Here is a 19,976-nt window from a genome sequence, read left to right as displayed (position 1 = left end):
CCGCCCACGGAAAGGGAAGTGAATTGCCGGAACGACATATTTAGGACAATTCTGAATTAAACAAGTCTACAATCTATATACAGTAACAACCAACCTAAAGACCTTTCGTTATTTTTGTGGCACAAATTAGGTATTTATGAGCTTCATTACATCAGACTATTTTTTTTACCATTAAGTATGGTATATTAATCATTGTACAAAATAGGAATAAGATACATATAAGGAGTGTTAAAATGAAGAAACTAGCCATAGCTCTAGCATTATCAGCTAGTGTCATTACGTTATCTGCATGTAATTCGGAGGCAGATGAATCAGAGGTAGTTGTAGAGACTGCTGCTGGCGATATTACAAAAGAAGAATTTTATGAAGAACTAAAATCTCGCAGTGGCGGAGCAGTGCTACAAGAATTAGTCACTGTTAAGGTATTAGAGGACAACTACGAAGTATCTGATGAAGATGTTGATAATGAAATCGAGGCGATGAAGGATCAGTATGGTGATTCTTACGATATGCTAATTCAACAACAATTTGGTAGTGAGGACGCATTCCGCCAAATCCTTTATATCTCACTGCTACAAGAAAAAGCAGCAGCTGAAGATATCGAAATCACAGATGAACAATTACAAGAAAGATACGATCGTAGCTTGAAAGAAATTGATGCGCAACATATTCTAGTTGCTGATGAAGAAACAGCAAATGAAGTAAAACAAAAACTTGATGATGGTGGCGATTTTGCTGAGTTAGCTGCCGAATATTCAACAGATGGTTCAGCACAAGATGGTGGTAACTTAGGTTACTTTACTGCTGGTGATATGGTTCCAGAATTTGAAGATGCTGCATATAGCATGGAAGCAGGAGACGTTAGTGACCCAGTTCAATCAGACTTTGGATTTCACATTATTAAAGTAAATGACATTCGTGATACGGAACAGGAAATTGGTGAATTTGAAGATGTGAAAGAGGACCTTCGCCGAGAACTTGTTGCTTCACAAGTAGATACAGCTAAATTACAAGAAAAAGTTAATGGCCTGATTGAAGAAGCAGAAGTAGACATAAAAATAGAAGAATTTGAAAACATGTTTGAAACCGAAGCAGCAGAAGGTTAAACTAGAAAAGCGCAAAATTTAAAGATTGTAATCTTATCACAAGAAGGCTGTCCTAACATCAGGGCAGCCTTTTTCCAATATCTAAACCTTGGATTGCCGCTAGCTGGATACCTGTTCTTTTCTTTTTTCCCTCTCTTCTCTCTCCTTTTCCATCCGTTCAAGATAAATCTTACCTTCTCTTTCAATAAATGTTTGCTCTAGCTTTCGTTCAGCTGCCATTGTGCGAAATGCCATGTACCCACTGAAAAATATCATTGCTATAACAATAAAAACCCACCATGGAACACCTAAAATCATCTCCCTACCTCCTTGTCCACTTGTATCTAACACAATATATGATACAAAGAAAAGAAATATAACCTAGGTGCGAGAGCTATCCCTCTTTTTGCACTTTCTATTAATCTAGTTTTCAGTTAAACTTAAAGATAAAAGGTAATTCACATTCAATTTTGGAGTGATAAAATGACAAATACGCAATCCTATTTTTATAATATTATCCCAGTTCATATAAATATCTCTGAATATCAGAGGGAGCAGATTCTCCTTCAGTTTCCCGCCCCTGAATTACCTTCAGGTGAAAGTCGTTTCCTGATTGATCAAGAAACACATGGAAACCGCGTCCGTACCCGTTTACTATTAAATGATTTCACTGTCCAACGAACGAAAACAAACAAGGAATTTCTAAAAATGAGATTTAGTAATAATGCAGGAAATATTAATGCAAAGATGTGGGACAATCAAGGTGCTGTGGAACGCTCGATTCCACTTCTTGAACAGCATGCCGTGTTTGATATTGAAGGGAAAGTAGAAGAATTTAATGGCTACAAATCTTTGACAATCGATTCACTCACCCCTGTTGAAGGAGAAGTCAATCCTTTTGCATTGTTACCGTACACCGAACAAAATATAGAAGATCTAACTGTTGAACTTTTTTCCTATTTGCATGAACTAGGGACCCCTTATCAGGAAATTGCCTTATCCGCTATGCAACACTTTTGGGAACAATTTTCTATTCGCCCAGCTGCAAAGGGGTATCATCATAACTACTTAGGTGGATTATTAAAACATACCGTGGGTCTCATGCGTTTTGCTAGATATATTCTACGATTTGAGGAAAATCATTACAAAGCTACAATGAAACTCATTCAAGTTGTTGAAAAAGCTCACAAAAATGAACTATGGGCCAAAATCCAAGCACCTGATGATGTACAGCAGCTTGTATGGAAGAATACAATTGACCATCTATACAATATGTTACACGGGATGATGCAGTATAAAGATAGCACACCTAATTACGATTTATTAATGACTAGTATCTTGTTCCATGATATTGGGAAATTATTAGAATATGATCATGCTGGAAAAACCGATGACACGTTGAAATTTTTATATCCTACGGCTACGATCGATGGCTATGGTAACCGTAAGCAGGCAGGAATTACAATGGATGAACTTGGGGTAATGATTGGACATATTCCTTATGGTGTTCTTATTTTATCGAAAATAATAGAAAAAGAAGAGATACAGATCTCTGTAGATGCAATTCACCACATGTCACATTGTATTCTATGTCACCATGGTCTACCTGAGTGGGGCTCAGCTGTTAAGTCCCCTGGGTCGATTGAAGGGTATCTTATCCATATCGTTGATTACCTAGATAGTAGGTACGAAAATACGGAAACGGTGAAGTAAATAGAGTGGAAACACTAGGAGTCATCCTTAGTGCTTCCACTCTATTTTTTTGGAATGTATTTAAAGATTTCTCCAGATTCAACCACCCGTATAAAACTCATCAACCATTCATAATAATTCTTAGCGTACTCTAGTTTTTCAATATCATTCTTGATTTTTTCTTTTAAAGACTCATCCATTGTATCATTGTACATTTTTTCTAACTTCTCAATGGTTTCTTGCGTTTCTTCAATATTGGTTTCCGTTTGTTGGCGCCATTTGATACCGAATAAAGACGTAAACGACTTATACCAATCTTCTTCAGACTGATACAGATCTTTTCGTACACCTTTTCTAAAGGTTGATTCAACCATCTTCATATCTGATAATGACCTTACTCCTGTTGACATACTCGTCTTGCTCATTGATAATGCTTCACGCATATCATCTAAAGTCATCGGATTTTCCGCAAAATATAACACACCATATAATCGACCAATCGATGGTGTAATACCATATAAGTTCATATTTTTTGCGATAACTTGTATAAATTTCTCAATTGCTTCTTCATGCTTTTCCCAATTTGCTGTATCTTTTTCATCTTCAGGCATTGGAAGACCCCTCCACCTACATATAATCTGAGAATAGTTTATCATTAATTATCAATTTATGCGAATCGGATTCTCTAGCATAAGAATTTCGATAGCTTCCGAATTATCTAACATTTCCTTTTTACAAGTAAAAATAATCACTTGTTGCTTTTTCGCTATTTCATTCATCATTTTCATGATGCGTTTCGTCCGTACAGAATCAAAGTTTACAAATGCATCATCAATGATAAATGGAACCCGATGCTTTTCACTCACTGTTTCACTTATTGCCAATCTTAATGATATATATAATTGTTCAACTGTTCCTTGTGACAACTCACTTACTGCATATCTTATTCCATTAATCCCCTCAACTTGAAATGAATTTTTCTCGTTGGGGGCAAAAATACGGATATATTTTCCACCTGTTAATTGTGTGAAATAAGAGGATGTTTTCTCCATTACATTTGATAGATGTCTTTCCCTATAACTCCGCTTCGTTTCAGCTAGAATATCCTTTGCTGTTTTTAATATTGCCCATTCTTTCGCTTGTTTATTTATTTGCTCCGTTTTCATTTCAAATTGATGCATCGTCTTTGAGTAGTCATCAGATGATTCCATTGTTGAAAGGCTAGCAGAAGTCATTGCTAGCTCCTCCCTGGAAGATGAAAGTTTTCCCTCCAGCGTCTCAATCCTTTCTTGTTCTTTCTCCAAATCTATTGCTATTGTTTGTTCGTCGATTTGATTGTTCATGTATTTCATCCACGAACCCTGTGGATATACCTTTTCTAACCTGGCAATCGTTTTCTCTCGTGCATGCACCATTTCTAGTTTTTCTTTATGTAATTTTGCCTTCTGGTAGTATCCTTCTTCTGTATCAACATGCGCCATTTTAAATAATTCTTTTTTCTCATTCTCAACCACACAGATTTTTTGAGCCAATTCATCCTGTTCAATCATATTTTCCTTAACTAATCCTTTGAAATGTTCCACCTGTCTTTGCGTTTTGTCTGCATGAGCCAAAAATCCCTCTAACTTATTAAATTGCTGTTCAAAAGAAAATGCTACATCCCATTTGTTCTCCTTGAAAAATGAGCTAATTTTAAATTGATATTCATTGATACGAATTTGTAATTGCTCTAATTCGTTTATAGCTTGTCTCTTTTCATTAACTAGACGTAATACTTGCTTCATCGCATGGAAAAGTTCAGGCCAATAACTAATTCCAACTTGTTTTAAGAACGGATATTGTTCATGTTGTACCCTTATTTGCTCCTTTAATTGCTGGTCTTTTTCAACATGCGTTTTCTTCTTTTCTAGCAGATTAAATCGTATTATTTCATTCGTTTTTAACTGTTCTGTAACATGTTCTATTTCACTCCATTTTTTATTATGAAGCGAAATAAGCCTTTCAGCTTCTGCTCTTTCATCATCTGTTATTTGCGTTGTCTGAATGGGCGTTTTTTCATTACTGATCAATTTCTCCATATCATTGATGGCACGCATTCCAAGGAACCACCGGCCAATCCCGATAATAAGGAAAGCAATACTTACTTGAATAAGCCATGTCTGATTTGTAAGCAGCATACCTACTCCAGCTAAGATGGAAAGAACAATACTTAAGAAAAAGAAATTCTTTATATGTTTTTCCTTCTTTTTTTTATCCAATTTCCAATCACTTACTTTTTTGTTGGATGCTATTTTCAGTTTTTCCAAGAGAGAAGATCCGTTATGCTCAGCTATTTTACTATTTAATGCCTTTAATTGCTCTTCGGATAAAACATCGTCTTCTAATTCCTCGATTTGATTCAATAAATAATTTCTTTCTTGTTTTAATTGCCTTTCTTCTTGAAGCCATTTTCCTACTTCAGCTTTAATATTTTCATTATTATTTTTTAGTTCATTCCACGTTTTTTCGATATGGAAGGGAAATTGCATCGTATCTAATGCATCATGATTAATCCCAATATTTAACCTGTTTAATTCTGTTTCTATTTGCGTCGTTAGCTTGCTGATAGTGTTTTTAACTTTTTGCCATTCTTTGTTATCCTCCTGATACTTCTCCTTTAATTTATAAAGGATTTGCGCCTCCTCTTGTATGTTTGAAGGAATGATTTCCTCTTGTATCGTGACAAGTTTATTTTCCAGCTTTTGTTCATTATCTTTTAAAACAGTTAATTCACTTTGTAACGGCAATAATGTCTGATTAATATTTTCCAGTCTGCTTATTCCACTTTCTGGAAAGTCCATATCTTCCTTGTATGTTCCAATGCGAGAGGAATAATAGTGATAATCATTGATGACTGGTAGTGCCTGTAGAAGCTTTTCTAATTCTTTTTGCTTTCTTTTTTCTTCCTCAAGTTCTACCTTCAATTGTTTGATTTTAGCGATTATATTTTCTTTTTTATTTCTCTTTTCACTGTAAGTTGCTTCATTCGCTTTATACTGCCGAAGTGATGTGTACAATGCATCCATATTTTCTATTTGCTGATTAATTGATGGTTTCTTACCATATGGTTTAAATAATTCACCCAAACCCAGATCAAGCTGCTTCTCAAGGCTATAGATTTTCGTTGATCCTGACAGACTGATTCCTAATAGTACCTCACCAAGTTCTTCTTCTGTCATTTTCTTTATTCCGTTCAAGTCTGCCTGAGAAAACGAAAAAATTGATTGATACGTTTGTAATGTCATTCCTTTTAACCGCTCTTTTAACCATTCCTCGTCGAATTCTTCACCGGTTACTGTATAACATACCGCAGCGCCATTCCTAACTTCATCAAATCGCTCAATCGTAAATTCTCCATGATCTATATCGTTTAGCGTTAACCTTCCACCCATTCGACCACTTGTTTTCGGACGATAAAAAGATCGTTGTTTCGGTGGCAATCCAAAGAGCATAAACAAAATAAAGTTCTGAATGGTGGATTTCCCAGATTCATTTTCTCCATAAATACATAGGCTTGAATGCTGCTTGAAATCGATCGTATAATCGACCCATTTACCGAAACCGAAAATCGTAGCATTAATTAGTCTCATTTGGTCACCCCTTTAGTAATTCTCGGAGTAGCAAGATTTTTGCTTCTTTTTTTATCATTTGCTCCTCATCCTCTGATATTGACTGCAAATATTTTCTGGCACTTCGATGCTGGTATAAATCCTGTAAATACGGCTGCACAGCAGTATCATCTATATTTCGTACAAGTTCTCCTATGAAATGCTCCCCATTATACAATTCAGGTTCTATTGTCTCGTCACTTCCTTCAATAGCAACACGGAAAATGTATAGCCATGTTTGCCGTGTCGCTAATGTCTCATTGACTAGTTCTATTAAATCATCTAGTAACTTATCACTTTCCCATTTCTTTAAGTTTGAGAAATCCCCTTCCAACGTTAGATCAATAAGCAGGTTGGTAGGTGTATTCATCTTTTCAATGTCCGCTAGAATAGCTAATTCTACTTGATGAATTTCTTCACATTTCGAGACATCTACATGCAAACGACTATACATAATCGATTGCAAGGAAATAAAATTTAATTCTGTAGCTGTTTCAGAAAGGATGACATGGTAACAACCTTTTTCATCGGTTTCTTTACGATTTCTTCCCTGTGTATTACCTGGATATACAACTGGGGGATTTTTCTTAAGAATTTCACGTTTATGTATATGTCCGAGCGCCCAATAATCGAAATCTTTTTCTACTAAATCAGTTATTTGAAAAGGTGCATACACATCATGTTCCGTATTGCTTCCGATACTACCGTGAAGCGTTGCGATATGAAAGGGTACCTCTGGGTTAACAATATTAAATTCTGTTGCCTTTTTTTCTATCACGGCTCGTTTTTCATAACTAAAACCATATATATTTGCTAAATCTTGTCCATCTTTTTCAAAGGTGAATGTCCTCACCTTTTCATCAGGAAAAACATGTACATTATCTGAATATGTCACGGGATGAGGATTTCCTTGAATAAAGTCGTGATTACCATAGGAAAGATACACATCGATATGATGACGGTTCAACTCTTCAAAAGCTCTTCTTAAATAAATTTGTGCTTTTAAGCTTTGTCTTTCATTGTCAAATAAATCTCCTACAATTAGAATGAAATCTACCTTTTTATCAATCGCTATTTGAACCAAGCGCCGCAACGCATCAAAAGTACTCTCCCTTACCTTTTGAAAGAGTTCTTCTGGCATATTCGCTAACCCTCTAAACGGACTATCTAAATGCAAATCTGCTGCATGTATAAAGGAAACTTGTTTTGCCATAATACTCACCTACAATCTATAGAACTATTATTCTCATTTTAGCAAAACCTTATACAGAATGCACGTTCTACTATGGTATAGTTTTGAATGTTTTACCTTTCCACATAAAAAGCACTGCAACCAAGCAGTGCTTCCATCTTTATGATTTTTCTCTTTTAGATAAGGCAAGAGCTTTTTTAATATCTTTTAACGAACTAGAGCGACCATACATTAGCACGCCACCTTTGTATACGCGTGCACCAATAACTGCTAATAGAATGATTGTTCCAACTAATAAACCTAACGATAATCCTACTTCCCATAGAGGTACGTCTAACATTCCAATACGCATGAACATAATCATTGGTGCAAAAAACGGAATGAATGAAGTTACCGTAACAAAGGATGCTGTTGGTGCGTTTAGACCAAATATAGCGATAAAAAATGCAATCATGACTAGAAAAATCATCGGCATCATCATTTGCCCTGCATCTTCTACCCTACTAACGAGTGAGCCCAACATTGCAGCAAGTGTTGCATACAACAAATACCCTAATAAGAAGAATACAATCGCATAAATGTAGATCGAAGGTGATATATCTCCGAAACCGAGATACTCAAACATTCCACCTATAAATTCATCCTGTTTTGATTGAATGAGAAAATATGCTACTAAAATCAGTGAGACAATTTGTGTTAATCCTACTAATGCAATACCAACAATCTTCGCGAACATATGAGTGATGGCTGGTGCACTTGAGACTAAGATTTCCATAACTCGTGAAGACTTTTCATTCGCAACATCTGTCATAATCATTTGACCATAGGATAAGACAGCCATATACAAAACAAATAACATAATGTACACAATACCTCTAGCCTGATTTAACTCTTCTGATGTCTTAGCAGTCTCATCCAGCGCAACAGAATCAAATGCAATTGGCTCATTAATTTCTGCAAAGGCTTGAGCATCTATACCTGATTGCTGTGTCGCAATGGCTACTTTTATTTGTTGAAGTTGTTGTTCAAAGAACATTTGATTACTCGTGTCTGATATATTATTTGCGTAATATGTTGCTTCAGGTAATTGATTTTCATTTAAAGATAATACAATAAGTGCTTCAAATTCCTCATCCTGTACAGCCTGTTTACCATCCTCTTCTGTTCCATCGAATGGAACAATTTCCATATCTTCATTTGTAGCTTCGACGCTCATGCTCAATGTTTCAGTTAATGCGTCTGATTCATCAATGACTGCAATCTTTTCTGTAGTATCACTTGAAAATATATCAATAATCGACTGGAAATTCACAAGCCCGATAATAAATAAAAAAGCGATAGCTGTACTAATTATAAATGATTTTGCTTTTAATTTTGTCATATAAGTATGTGACATGATAATCCAAAATTTATTCATAGGAAGCACCTACTTTCTCAATAAAGATATCATTTAATGAGGGTTCCTCTAATTCAAATTTACGAACGAATCCTTTTCCATGTAATTCAGAAAATATCTTTTGTGAAACATCTTCGTTTTCGATTTGAAGTTCACAACCCGCTGCAACCCGTTTATACTTAACAACACCAGGATAGCTCTCTAGAAAACCAAGCTCCATATCTCCATGAACGATTAGATTCTTCTTACCAAATGAACGTTTGATATCACGCAAGGACCCTTTCACTACAGGACTCCCCTTATGTAATATGCATAAATGTTCACATAGTTCTTCCACATGCTCCATCCGATGAGAAGAAAAAACGATAGATGTGCCTTGTCTTTTTAAATTAACTACTGCTTTCTTTAGTAATTCAACATTTACTGGATCAAGCCCTGAAAATGGTTCATCTAAAATCAATAATTTTGGCTTATGAATTACTGCAGATATGAATTGTATCTTCTGCTGGTTTCCTTTTGATAATTCTTCTACTTTTTTGTTCATGTATTCAGGGACCTTTAATTGCTCAAGCCAATCCTCAAGTTCTTTTAATGCATCTTGTTTATTCATCCCACGTAGTTTGCTTAAATAAACGATTTGATCCTTGACGGTTAATTTTGGATAAAGACCTCTTTCCTCAGGTAAATAACCTATTAAGTGGCTTTTATCGTAATTAATCTTCTGCCCATCCCAGGTGATGTCACCCTCTGTAATATCCAATAATCCTAGAATCATTCGAAAAGTCGTAGTCTTACCAGCTCCATTTCCCCCTAGAAAACCAAACATCTCTTGTTCCGGTATTTCTAGTGATAAATGGTCCACAGCTAGTTGTGTTCCATATCTTTTGGTTACGTTATCTAATCTTAATGTCAAAATATCTCTCCCCCTCTTATAGTGATACGAATGTACCCATCTTTTTGTTTCAAGTTTTTACTCTTGATTTGAATAAATAGCAGACATGATACCATAAATGACACAATGAAGAACATAAACAGCCATAATGACAAAGAAGCTTAAAGATGGTCCTTCAAAAATGATGATAATAGCCCAAGCAAGAATTAATATAACTAAAGTTGCATTCCAAGACATTGCTTTTGCTTTATTATTTATACTCTTATATCTTTCATCAAATAAATGCTTCTTTTTTCCTATTCGTGCCTGAATATAGTATGCAAGGAACGCAACTGCAGCACCACCAAAAAGTCCTGACAAACCGACTAAAATATTTGTTAAATCACTCAATATTCTCATCCCCCTCAAAAATAAATAATTCTTCAATTGTACATCCAAAGGTTTGGGCTAGCTTATGAGCTAATACTAATGAAGGTTTATATTTTCCCTTTTCTAGAGAAATGATCGTTTGTCTTGATACACTTAATGATTTCGATAATTCCTCTTGCGTAATATTAAGTGCTGTTCTTTTTTCCTTAATGAATGTTTTCATAATTGGTCTCACCAACTTAGTAAAATGAAGTAAAGTTAACTTTACGTACAGTCTACTTTACATTTATTCACTTGTCAAGCAGACTTTACAATTTTATTATTTCACTTTTCTTATTTATTAATTTATAATTTGAATAAGCACGGCTTTTTACAATGAGGAGGAAAATGTATGCGAAATTACCATCTAACTGTTTTTGAAAAGTCTGGAGAAAAATTACTTGATGAAACCTTTCCTGCAGAAAATAATGATGATGCAAAAAAACTTGGAGAAAAGTTATTAGAAGAAAAAGGCTATAGTGAACACACACACCGATGTGTTTCTCCAGAAGCGAAATTAGTACTATTTCATAGATAAAAAATGACTCCACTATGATTAGTGGAGTCATCTTAACGTATTAGTTTGACTGTGTAGGGTCACCGTATAATTCTTCAAGTGGTTTTGTGATAATTTGGCTAATCTCATTAATTACCATATTTAAACGTTGCTCTTCTTCCATAAGCTTAGAAATTTCCGCATGTTGCTGAACCTGTTCAACAACCCCACGGGCTTGTGTTACTTCTTCTTCTGTAATTTCCATACCTTGCATTTGTTTTTCCTGAAGCTGCATTTGTGTATCACGGAAACTGTCAAACAATACCTTTGCCTCAGGATTATTCATTACCGTTTCATAGGCAGTTTTTAAATTTGTAAATTCTTCACTTTCACGAATTGCCTTTTCTAATTCATAGGCACTATCATACATATTAGGCAAAATATTTCCTCCTCCAAGTTTTAATCTTTGTTAACTATAACAAACGTCTTCTTTATTGTATAGTTATACGAACATAGGAAATGCATGAAAGGATCGATTGTGGTTTCATCATTATTGTTATAATATACAGTAGTTGATTAATCAGAAAAAGGAGTTTACGCATGATAAAACAACTCGCAAAAATCTTCAGCAGCTTGTACATCCTTCAAGAAAGCCGTGAAGTTGTCCCTAAGAATCATGAATGGTTTATTACAGATGACAATCAAATTATCGGTATCGATAAGAAGGAATTAACGAAGAAAGATATCGACATCCTATCTACATTTTTATCAACGTACAACATAAACATTCCTAGACCAACAGAACAAGAGCAACGATGGAAATCCCGGATTTTAAGTAATGATTTTCAAGAACTAGAAACTCCTTTTCGTTTCGTTTATTTTACGATATCGAAAAATCAAATTGATCCGTTACAATTTAGAGAAGCCATCTATAATCTATTTTCACATCCTGTTCCAATTTTATGGGAAAGCGAAAAAGCAGGAGTCATCATTGAAGAGCAATCAACTTTTTCAGAAGAAGCTATCTCCTATGAACAAATTATTGATATTTTAATGAGTGATTTATATACAAATATTAGGTTTTATGTAGGCCCATACATTGATACTTTCGATAAACTAAAGTATAAGTATGATACGTTCTTAAAAAATGTAGGTATTGCTTTTTCATATTCTGATCAATCGGTTGTTACATATATTGACGCAATTAGTTTTCACTTTATAGAACAGGCGGATAAGCATTTTATGAATGAAATCAAAACAATTGTCTTAAAAGAATTAATTGATGATGAAGAGCTACTACATTCTATTAAAGTATTTATTAGTAGTAATCTGAACGTCTCTGAAGCAGCTAAGAAACTACATTTACATCGAAATAGCTTACAATATCGATTAGATAAATTCATTGAAAAAACGGGGATCGATGTAAGGCGATTTAATGAAGCAGTAGCTGTATATTTGGTCATCTTGTCAATGATGCACAAAAGCTAATCCAATCTTTGTGCATCATTCCCATTACTTAACACGAAGACTTTCCCTATAATGGAATTAACCGCTTACAATAATGGAGGGAATAGAAATGGCTGAATTAAAATTACAAAATATACAAAAGAAATATGATAAAAATGTTATTGCCGTAAATGATTTCAACTTACACATTAAAGATAAAGAATTTATTGTTTTCGTTGGTCCATCAGGTTGTGGGAAATCAACTACATTACGAATGATTGCCGGATTAGAAGAAATTTCTGGTGGTGAATTTTATATAGACGAGAAGAAAATGAACGATGTAGCACCAAAAGACCGTGATATTGCAATGGTTTTCCAAAACTACGCGCTATATCCACATATGAGTGTATACGATAACATGGCATTTGGTCTTAAATTACGTAAATTCAAGAAAGAAGAAATCGATAAACGCGTACAAAATGCTGCTAAAATCTTAGGATTAGAAGCATATTTAGATAGAAAACCAAAGGCACTATCAGGTGGTCAACGTCAACGTGTTGCTTTAGGACGTGCCATTGTTCGTGACGCAAAAGTATTCTTAATGGATGAGCCTTTATCCAACCTTGATGCTAAATTACGTGTTCAAATGCGTGCAGAAATTCAAAAGCTTCATAAACGTTTACAAACAACTACAATCTATGTAACCCATGACCAAACAGAAGCAATGACGATGGCAACACGCCTTGTGGTTATGAAAGATGGCTTAATTCAACAAGTCGGTGCACCAAAAGAAGTATATGATAAACCAGATAATGTATTTGTCGGCGGATTCATTGGTTCTCCGTCTATGAACTTCTTAAATGGAAAATTGTCTGATGGTTACTTTGTAATGGATGACAAAAAAATAGCAGTACCTGAAGGGAAAATGAAATCATTACGTGATCTTGGTTATGTTGGTAAAGAAATAATCCTAGGTGTACGTCCAGAAGATATCCATGATGAGCAAGCATTCTTAGATGCATCTCCAAATACGAAAATTAAAGCAACTATCGATGTAGCTGAACTAATGGGTGCAGAATCCATATTATATTCTACGATTAACAATCAAGATTTTGTTGCTCGTGTAGATTCCCGTTCAGACATTAATGGTGGAGAAACAATCGAATTAGCTTTCGATATGAACAAAACACATTTCTTCGATAAAGAAACTGAAAATCGTATTAAATAATGTTAGGAAGGTGAGGATATTGATATCCTCACCTTTTTTATTTTATAGATAGGTTGTAAGCACCTGGTTACGAGGACGAACGCCTGATTACGAAAACAAATTCCCACATAAAAGAGGAAAGTCTTTGCAGACTTTCCTCTAGCCATATATTATTTAGTTTTATTGACCACCGTTTAATTGTTGTTGAGCAGTTTGAACTAGACGTTTAGTGATTTCTCCACCAACAGAACCGTTAGCACGAGAAGTTGTTTCACCGCCTAAGTTAACACCAAATTCAGAAGCGATTTCATATTTCATTTGGTCAAGAGCTTGTTGTACACCAGGTACGACTAATTGGTTTGAATTGTTGTTTGCCATGTTATATCACCTCCTTGTGTAATACTATTGTCTGTAGATAGCGTAATCTTATAACTTAAATTGACTGGTAAAATGTAGTTATGCTTCCAGCTCATAAAGAAAGCCCGCTACAATAGGCTGTAACGAGCTTTTTTTAATACAATTTATTTTGGATAAGTCATTTCTTCTGGTTTAACATACGTATCGAATTCTTCTTCTGTTAATAATCCTAACGCAACAGCAGTTTCTTTCAAGGTTGAATTATCTGCAAATGCTTTCTTGGCAATTTTAGCTGCATTTTCATATCCAATATGAGGATTTAATGCAGTAACAAGCATCAATGAATCATTTAAGTTTTTCTCAATTTGTTCATGATTTGGTTCAATTCCAACAGCACAACGTTCATCAAAGGAAATAATACTATCAGCTAGCAACTCACATGATTGTAAGAAGTTATATGCAATTACCGGCTTAAATACGTTTAATTCGAAATTACCTTGGCTGGCTGCAAAACCAATTGTTGCATCATTCCCCATTACCTGTGCTGCAACCATTGTAACTGCTTCACTTTGTGTTGGATTTACTTTACCAGGCATAATGGAACTACCTGGCTCGTTTGCTGGTATTGTAATTTCGCCAATTCCACAACGAGGTCCACTTGCTAACCAACGAACATCATTAGCGATTTTCATCATGTCTGCAGCTAATCCTTTTAATGCACCATGCGCATACACTGACTCATCATGACTTGTTAGTGCATGGAATTTATTTGGCGCTGAAATAAATTCTTTACCCGTAAATTCACTAATTGCAGAACATACACGATCTGAGAATTCTGGATGGGCATTTAAGCCTGTTCCAACCGCGGTACCACCAATTGCTAACTCTTTTAGATGTTTTGCACTTTCAGTAACCATCATTTCAGATTTTTCTAACATGCGATGCCATCCACTAATTTCTTGACCCAATGTTAGTGGCGTTGCATCCTGTAAGTGTGTACGTCCAATCTTAACGATATCTGAGAATGCATCCATTTTTCCTTTAAACGTATCTTTTAAAATCTTAATCGCTGGAAGAACGTTATCTTCAAGCTTTAACACAAATGCAACATGCATGGCAGTTGGGTACGTATCATTAGAGCTTTGTGATTTATTTACATCATCATTTGGATGAAGTCTTAATTCACTACCTTTTTCCTCTAGCCACCTGTTACCAACATAAGCAATCACTTCATTAACATTCATATTTGATTGCGTACCACTACCTGTTTGCCATACAACAAGTGGAAAATGTTCATTAATATTTCCTTCTATAATCTGATCAGCAGCATAGCCAATTGCTTCTGCTTTTTCTCGATCCATAAGACCTAAATCACTATTAGCTTTTGCTGCACTCTTCTTCAGTATTGCAAACGCTTTTATTACTTCTTTCGGCATTTTTTCATTTCCAATTGGAAAGTTTTCTTTACTTCTTTGTGTTTGTGCACCCCAGAATTTATCTGCAGGAACGTTAATTTCCCCGATTGTATCTCTCTCCACACGATATTCCATCTATGCTTCCTCCCTATGTATCAAAAATGTTTCATTCCTCTCTATTGTAACAAATTTTTTAAATAATAGAATATAGAATTGCATTCGAATAATATAATTTTAAAAGAGTGCTGCAATTATAAAATAGACACAAAATGTTACTATAAAAACACATTGTTCCAATATTTTTTTACTATATAATAGTTATGGGATCTTATATCAAAAGGGGGATACTGCTTTGCCAAACATTTGGACACATATTCTTTTTTGTGAAGAAGTTGTGGATACCGTCAATCAAACGCTTTTATCAGCTAAAAACGAAGCGTATCTAAAGCTAGGAGCTCAAGGTCCTGATCCGTTTTTCTACTATAATTTTTGGCCTTGGATTAAAGAAGAACCTATACACAAAATCGGTAATGCACTACATACGAGAAATTGCGGAAATTTCCTAGTGGACTTAGTTAATTCTGTAAAAGACCAAAATGAGCGCATGAAAGCGTATGTGACTGGTTTTGTGACTCACTATATTCTTGATAAAAATACACATCCATATATCCATTATCATGCTGGTTATGAAGAAAGTAAACATCAAAAGCTTGAAATTACTATCGATACCATTATGATGAAACGATTTCACCATGTAAACACATGGAAAACACAGGTGTACAAAGAAATTGATGTTGGACATTCCTTAGATAAGGACATCACGGCACTTTTATATAATAGGATAAATGAGCATTATCCAGATATAAAACAAGATTCACCAAGTTATATAAATAAAGCCTATAAAGATATGTTACTTGCTTTAAGAATTTTATTTGATCCATACGGTTGGAAGAATACCTTATTTAAATCATTCATTTCTTCCTATTCTCATCAGCCAATCACAAATCAAATTGACTATTTGAATGTAAGTCATGCGACATGGTATCACGCTGCAACAAAAGAGGCATCGGTAAAGAGTTTTATTGATTTATATGAACTGGCGCAATTGGAAGCAATTGAGGTATTAAAAGAAATAAAAAAGTACTGGGAAAAACCTTCTGACGCATCTATTCACAAAGTAAAACATTTAATTGGGGACTACTCTTATGACACTGGTACAGCATTACAGCTCAACTTAGAGAATAAATACAGTAACCCGATTGTGTAGTTGAGAGATGCCTACATCGGCATTTCTCAACTAAGTGACCTTCCTAAATCCTATACGGCTCCATTCACTGACTCTAATGTTGCTGCTGCCTCATTCGTTACTTCGATCGCATCTGTTAAATTTGCCATTCTACTTACTTGTTCATCAACCGATAATTCTAACTCTTCAATTGTTGCGGTTGTTTTCTCTAAGACGGATGCTAATACTTCTACAGATTCATCAATGGTTAAGGTCGATAGCTGTATTTCCATCGCCTGACTCTTTAGAAAATCAATATCCCTTATAAAGGCAATGAGCTTATTCGTAATTGTTTCGAAATTTGCTTTGGCAGTCATTGCACGATTCGAGCTGCTAAGGAGTTGGGATTTATTATTATAGATTTCTTGCTGTGTCTCAGTCGTATTCTTTTCGATAGATGATAAATTTTCTCCTATTTGCTTTGCAAATGCTTGAGACTGTTCTGCTAATTTACGGACCTCTTCTGCAACCACCGCAAAACCCTTCCCAGCATCGCCAGCTCGTGCAGCCTCAATGCTAGCGTTTAATGCTAACAAATTCGTTTGAGCAGAGATGTCCTGTATTTTCGCTGTGAAATTATTATTTTCCCTGATAATATGTACAAGCTTATCCATGTTTTTTATTAAAAGGTTAAAGGAATCCTGAAAGCCATCTAATATGATTGTTAATTCAATAATTGATTGCTGTCCTTTAAACGAAAGTATCTTCAACTCTTCCCCATTTTCTGTACTTTCTTTAAAGGAAGTCAACATATTTTCAACTAATTGATTCGCTTGGCTTGTGGAATAAGAAATATTAGCCGCAGATTCTGCTTGTGACCTACTTGCCCTATTAAGTTCCATAAAAGCTCCGCGCATTTCTTTGGTCGACTCTCGGTTTAACTGACTATCTTGTTCAATAAGATCCATCTGTGTATGTACCTCTTTTGCTCCTGCTTGTACCACATTAGCTAGATGTTTTTGCTTCTTTGCATATGCTTCTGTTCTTACTAATGCTTCTTCCACATCCATAATTAGCTTCCTTGAAATCCTAACCTGTATTACTAAAACAATAAATACAAGAACGTAAAAAACAATTGTAATAGCAGTTGCCCTTGTATCAAACCCGAGTGTTTCACCTTTTTCCATAACAAAAAAAGCGAGCAAAACTAAACCTAACACCGCACCAGTAGCTAGTACTTTAATAGAAAGTGAAATTGCAGCCACAGCTAACAGGTAAAAGATAAATAACATATTTGTCACATAATCGGAGCTAAGCATAATTAATAAAGCTACGCAAGCTACTGCAACAATAGCTATATAAGGAATAATTTGTGTAAGGATATTTTTCTTGTAAAGAGCGGCAACTAATAGTAGTGTAAATGTGCCCCCAATACTTATTGCTAAAATATTTTCTATTGGTGCACCTACCATTAGTTCTGCCCCTACTCCTAATAGCACAGAAAATAATAATATAAAAAGTATGATTCTATTTTGTCTAATTAATATATCTCCATTTTTGCTCATGCTTCTTCCCCTTCATTCATTACTAATTAAATGATACCACCTGAAAAGGCTTTCTCTTCACTCCAACGTAAGAAACCTTACCCTAATTAGGTAAGGTTAACTTTATTTAAGTACCAAATTTATTCCCAAAGAAAATGCCTATATTCTTCACATAAGCGCATAAATTCGTCTTTATCACCAGTTATAAGTGTCTCATTAATTTTATTTTCTAGTTGCTTCTTATTCCAATCAAAACATAATTCATCAAGAATCAGCTGTGCAGAAAGCCTAAATTCATAAGGTATTTCTTTTTTAGCGTAAAGGGTATTTCCATCATAACGATAAAATAGATAGATCATTTTTTCTTTTTTCATAAAATGCTCCCCCTTGACTCTTTTTACTATTATCCTAAATTTTTAGAAAAATTGCAACAAAAAAATTAGTGTATGAAAAACTTGATAATGAAAGATGTATGTAAGTTACTATTTTTCCCATACTAAACATACTTAAGGTTAGTCAATAGATATAACCTAATCCTTTCTTTTTTCTCTAGACCCAATGCATTCTATTTTGGTAGACTATAATGCATGTATCAAAATAGGAACTCGTTGTTACAGGAAAGAAAATTATCGGAGGAAAACACATGAATCATTCGGATAACTTGAAAAAAGGTGAAAAAGGGGCATGGATAAGTATTATTGCTTATATCGTCTTGTCCTTTGTAAAACTCATCGTTGCCCATGTTGGGAATTCAGATGCACTACGGGCTGACGGGTTAAATAATACGACAGATGTTGTAGCATCTATAGCCGTGCTAGTCGGACTTAAGATTTCAAGAAAGCCACCAGATAAAGATCATCACTATGGTCATTATCGAGCAGAAACGATTGCATCATTATTTGCTGCATTTATTATGATGTTTGTTGGTATACAAGTAATTATTGATACATTTCAAAAACTAGTCGCAGGACATGCTTCGCAACCAGACCTACTTACGGCATGGACAGCTCTTAGTTCAGCAATTATCATGTTGTTTGTTTATCGATATAACCTTAATCTAGCTAAAAAAATTGAAAGTGGTGCACTTTATGCAGCTGCACAAGATAATCGTTCAGATGCATTGGTTAGTATTGGTGCATTTATTGGCATCATAGGAACACAATTTGGCTTATTTTGGTTTGATCCTTTAGCAGGACTAATTGTAGGTTTAATTATTGTTAAAACTGCTTGGGATATATTTAAAGATGCAACACACACGCTTACAGATGGTTTTGATGAAGATAAAATAAAAACAATAAGGTCTAGTATCGAAAAGGTTAATGAGGTAAAAGAAGTCATTGATGTAAAGGGTCGTGTTCATGGAAATCAAGCATTATTAGAAGTAACTATCTTAGTAGATCCAAAGTTAAATGTGGAGCAAAGTCACCGTATTACAGAAAAAATTGAACATTACCTGGAAGAAAAGCATAAAATCAATCATGTACATATTCACATTGAACCATATTATAAGTAATTCCTATGAGGCTGGGACATAGAAAGATCATAGGATAAGAAGCTTAGAATATTAACTTCTGGCTATAACCGAACCTTAATTCATAGTTGATATAAAGTGTTGATCTCTTTAATTCAGAATAGTCTTGAATACACCGTTCCGGAAAGACACTTCGCTTTCCACGGGCGGCTGGTGAGCCTCCTCCGTGCTAACGCACTACGCAGTCTCACCTAGGCCTATCCTCCCGTAGGAGTCTTCGTGTCTTTCCTCCACTGAGTTTAAGTTACTAACCATTATCTCCTTCGATACGGAAAGTCAAAAAGCATCGTACTACTTCACTAGTCTGGGTGAGTGTAGGGCGGTGACTCCTGCGGGAATAGCACGTGTCCGAAGACCCCGGAAGAAGCGTTCTGTGCTTCTGAGGAGGCTGAGGCCGTGCCCGCGGAAAGCATCCGCCCGGAGCGATCCCGGACGGTGAGATT

General features: G+C 35.1%; 20 protein-coding genes. 7 read left to right on the top strand and 13 right to left on the bottom strand.

What is annotated here, in order from left to right; all coding sequences use genetic code 11:
- Positions 1-233 precede the first annotated feature (233 nt).
- Positions 234-1,106: a peptidylprolyl isomerase gene (locus tag D8M05_RS01435; RefSeq protein ID WP_121127882.1), complete on the top strand. Its 873-nt coding sequence runs from the start codon at positions 234-236 to the stop codon at positions 1,104-1,106.
- A gap of 99 nt (positions 1,107-1,205) precedes the next feature.
- Here the strand turns inward: D8M05_RS01435 and D8M05_RS01430 are convergent, their stop codons facing one another.
- Entirely contained in the window at positions 1,206-1,400 is a 195-nt protein-coding gene (locus tag D8M05_RS01430; RefSeq protein ID WP_121128024.1) for a sporulation YhaL family protein, read from the bottom strand.
- A gap of 168 nt (positions 1,401-1,568) precedes the next feature.
- Between D8M05_RS01430 and D8M05_RS01425 the strand changes: the two genes are divergently transcribed.
- Positions 1,569-2,798 carry an HD domain-containing protein gene (locus tag D8M05_RS01425; protein WP_121127880.1) on the top strand — a complete coding sequence of 410 codons (1,230 nt, stop codon included), beginning with the start codon at positions 1,569-1,571 and terminating at the stop codon, positions 2,796-2,798.
- A gap of 41 nt (positions 2,799-2,839) precedes the next feature.
- On the opposite strand, the gene D8M05_RS01420 is transcribed toward D8M05_RS01425, so the two are convergent.
- The 7 genes from D8M05_RS01420 to D8M05_RS01390 form a co-directional block, all read right to left on the bottom strand.
- Positions 2,840-3,388 carry a GbsR/MarR family transcriptional regulator gene (locus D8M05_RS01420; protein ID WP_121127878.1) on the bottom strand — a complete coding sequence of 183 codons (549 nt, stop codon included), beginning with the start codon at positions 3,386-3,388 and terminating at the stop codon, positions 2,840-2,842.
- 51 nt (positions 3,389-3,439) lie between these two features.
- Positions 3,440-6,406: an ATP-binding protein gene (locus tag D8M05_RS01415; RefSeq protein ID WP_121127876.1), complete on the bottom strand. Its 2,967-nt coding sequence runs from the start codon at positions 6,404-6,406 to the stop codon at positions 3,440-3,442.
- A 4-nt stretch (positions 6,407-6,410) separates the two neighbouring features.
- Complete coding sequence (locus D8M05_RS01410; RefSeq protein WP_121127874.1) at positions 6,411-7,637, bottom strand: metallophosphoesterase family protein; 1,227 nt, start codon at positions 7,635-7,637, stop codon at positions 6,411-6,413.
- Positions 7,638-7,776: 139 nt separating this feature from the next.
- Complete coding sequence (locus D8M05_RS01405; RefSeq protein WP_121127872.1) at positions 7,777-9,033, bottom strand: ABC transporter permease; 1,257 nt, start codon at positions 9,031-9,033, stop codon at positions 7,777-7,779.
- Positions 9,026-9,925 (bottom strand): ABC transporter ATP-binding protein, encoded by a 900-nt coding sequence (locus D8M05_RS01400; protein ID WP_121127870.1) that lies wholly within the window; start codon positions 9,923-9,925, stop codon positions 9,026-9,028. The genes D8M05_RS01405 and D8M05_RS01400 overlap by 8 nt, the downstream gene beginning before the upstream one ends.
- 57 nt (positions 9,926-9,982) lie before the next feature.
- Positions 9,983-10,294, bottom strand: a complete 312-nt coding sequence (locus D8M05_RS01395) for a DUF2178 domain-containing protein (RefSeq protein ID WP_183072670.1) — start codon at positions 10,292-10,294, stop codon at positions 9,983-9,985.
- Positions 10,287-10,496: a helix-turn-helix transcriptional regulator gene (locus D8M05_RS01390; RefSeq protein WP_121127866.1), complete on the bottom strand. Its 210-nt coding sequence runs from the start codon at positions 10,494-10,496 to the stop codon at positions 10,287-10,289. Before D8M05_RS01390 ends, D8M05_RS01395 begins: the two co-directional genes overlap by 8 nt.
- Positions 10,497-10,664: 168 nt before the next feature.
- Here D8M05_RS01390 and D8M05_RS01385 point away from each other — a divergent pair, with 168 nt between their 5' ends.
- A complete protein-coding gene (locus D8M05_RS01385) occupies positions 10,665-10,850 on the top strand; it encodes a YhzD family protein (RefSeq protein WP_121127864.1) in 186 nt (61 codons plus the stop codon).
- 40 nt (positions 10,851-10,890) lie between these two features.
- Here D8M05_RS01385 and D8M05_RS01380 read toward each other — a convergent pair whose 3' ends face one another.
- Positions 10,891-11,247, bottom strand: a complete 357-nt coding sequence (locus D8M05_RS01380; RefSeq protein WP_121127862.1) for a YlbF/YmcA family competence regulator — start codon at positions 11,245-11,247, stop codon at positions 10,891-10,893.
- Between the two features lie 161 nt (positions 11,248-11,408).
- Here D8M05_RS01380 and D8M05_RS01375 point away from each other — a divergent pair, with 161 nt between their 5' ends.
- Positions 11,409-12,296, top strand: coding sequence for a PucR family transcriptional regulator (locus D8M05_RS01375; RefSeq protein WP_121127860.1), 888 nt, complete (start codon positions 11,409-11,411; stop codon positions 12,294-12,296).
- A gap of 88 nt (positions 12,297-12,384) precedes the next feature.
- Positions 12,385-13,482 (top strand): ABC transporter ATP-binding protein, encoded by a 1,098-nt coding sequence (locus tag D8M05_RS01370; protein WP_121127858.1) that lies wholly within the window; start codon positions 12,385-12,387, stop codon positions 13,480-13,482.
- A 159-nt stretch (positions 13,483-13,641) separates the two neighbouring features.
- Here the strand turns inward: D8M05_RS01370 and D8M05_RS01365 are convergent, their stop codons facing one another.
- Both D8M05_RS01365 and fumC read right to left on the bottom strand, forming a co-directional pair.
- Positions 13,642-13,839 (bottom strand): alpha/beta-type small acid-soluble spore protein, encoded by a 198-nt coding sequence (locus D8M05_RS01365; protein ID WP_121127856.1) that lies wholly within the window; start codon positions 13,837-13,839, stop codon positions 13,642-13,644.
- A 143-nt stretch (positions 13,840-13,982) separates the two neighbouring features.
- On the bottom strand, positions 13,983-15,368 hold the full coding sequence (fumC, locus tag D8M05_RS01360; RefSeq protein ID WP_121127854.1) for a class II fumarate hydratase: 1,386 nt from the start codon (positions 15,366-15,368) through the stop codon (positions 13,983-13,985).
- 217 nt (positions 15,369-15,585) lie between these two features.
- Here fumC and D8M05_RS01355 point away from each other — a divergent pair, with 217 nt between their 5' ends.
- Positions 15,586-16,500 (top strand): zinc dependent phospholipase C family protein, encoded by a 915-nt coding sequence (locus tag D8M05_RS01355; protein ID WP_121127852.1) that lies wholly within the window; start codon positions 15,586-15,588, stop codon positions 16,498-16,500.
- Between the two features lie 50 nt (positions 16,501-16,550).
- Here the strand turns inward: D8M05_RS01355 and D8M05_RS01350 are convergent, their stop codons facing one another.
- Positions 16,551-18,023 (bottom strand): methyl-accepting chemotaxis protein, encoded by a 1,473-nt coding sequence (locus D8M05_RS01350; protein WP_121127850.1) that lies wholly within the window; start codon positions 18,021-18,023, stop codon positions 16,551-16,553.
- Between the two features lie 119 nt (positions 18,024-18,142).
- Positions 18,143-18,376 carry an IDEAL domain-containing protein gene (locus tag D8M05_RS01345; RefSeq protein WP_121127848.1) on the bottom strand — a complete coding sequence of 78 codons (234 nt, stop codon included), beginning with the start codon at positions 18,374-18,376 and terminating at the stop codon, positions 18,143-18,145.
- A 269-nt stretch (positions 18,377-18,645) separates the two neighbouring features.
- Here D8M05_RS01345 and D8M05_RS01340 point away from each other — a divergent pair, with 269 nt between their 5' ends.
- Positions 18,646-19,515 carry a cation diffusion facilitator family transporter gene (locus D8M05_RS01340; protein WP_121127846.1) on the top strand — a complete coding sequence of 290 codons (870 nt, stop codon included), beginning with the start codon at positions 18,646-18,648 and terminating at the stop codon, positions 19,513-19,515.
- Positions 19,516-19,976 lie beyond the last annotated feature (461 nt).

Source organism: Oceanobacillus bengalensis (assembly GCF_003628445.1).
GTDB lineage: Bacteria > Bacillota > Bacilli > Bacillales > Amphibacillaceae > Oceanobacillus > Oceanobacillus bengalensis.
This window is presented reverse-complemented; position numbering and strand designations above follow the sequence as displayed.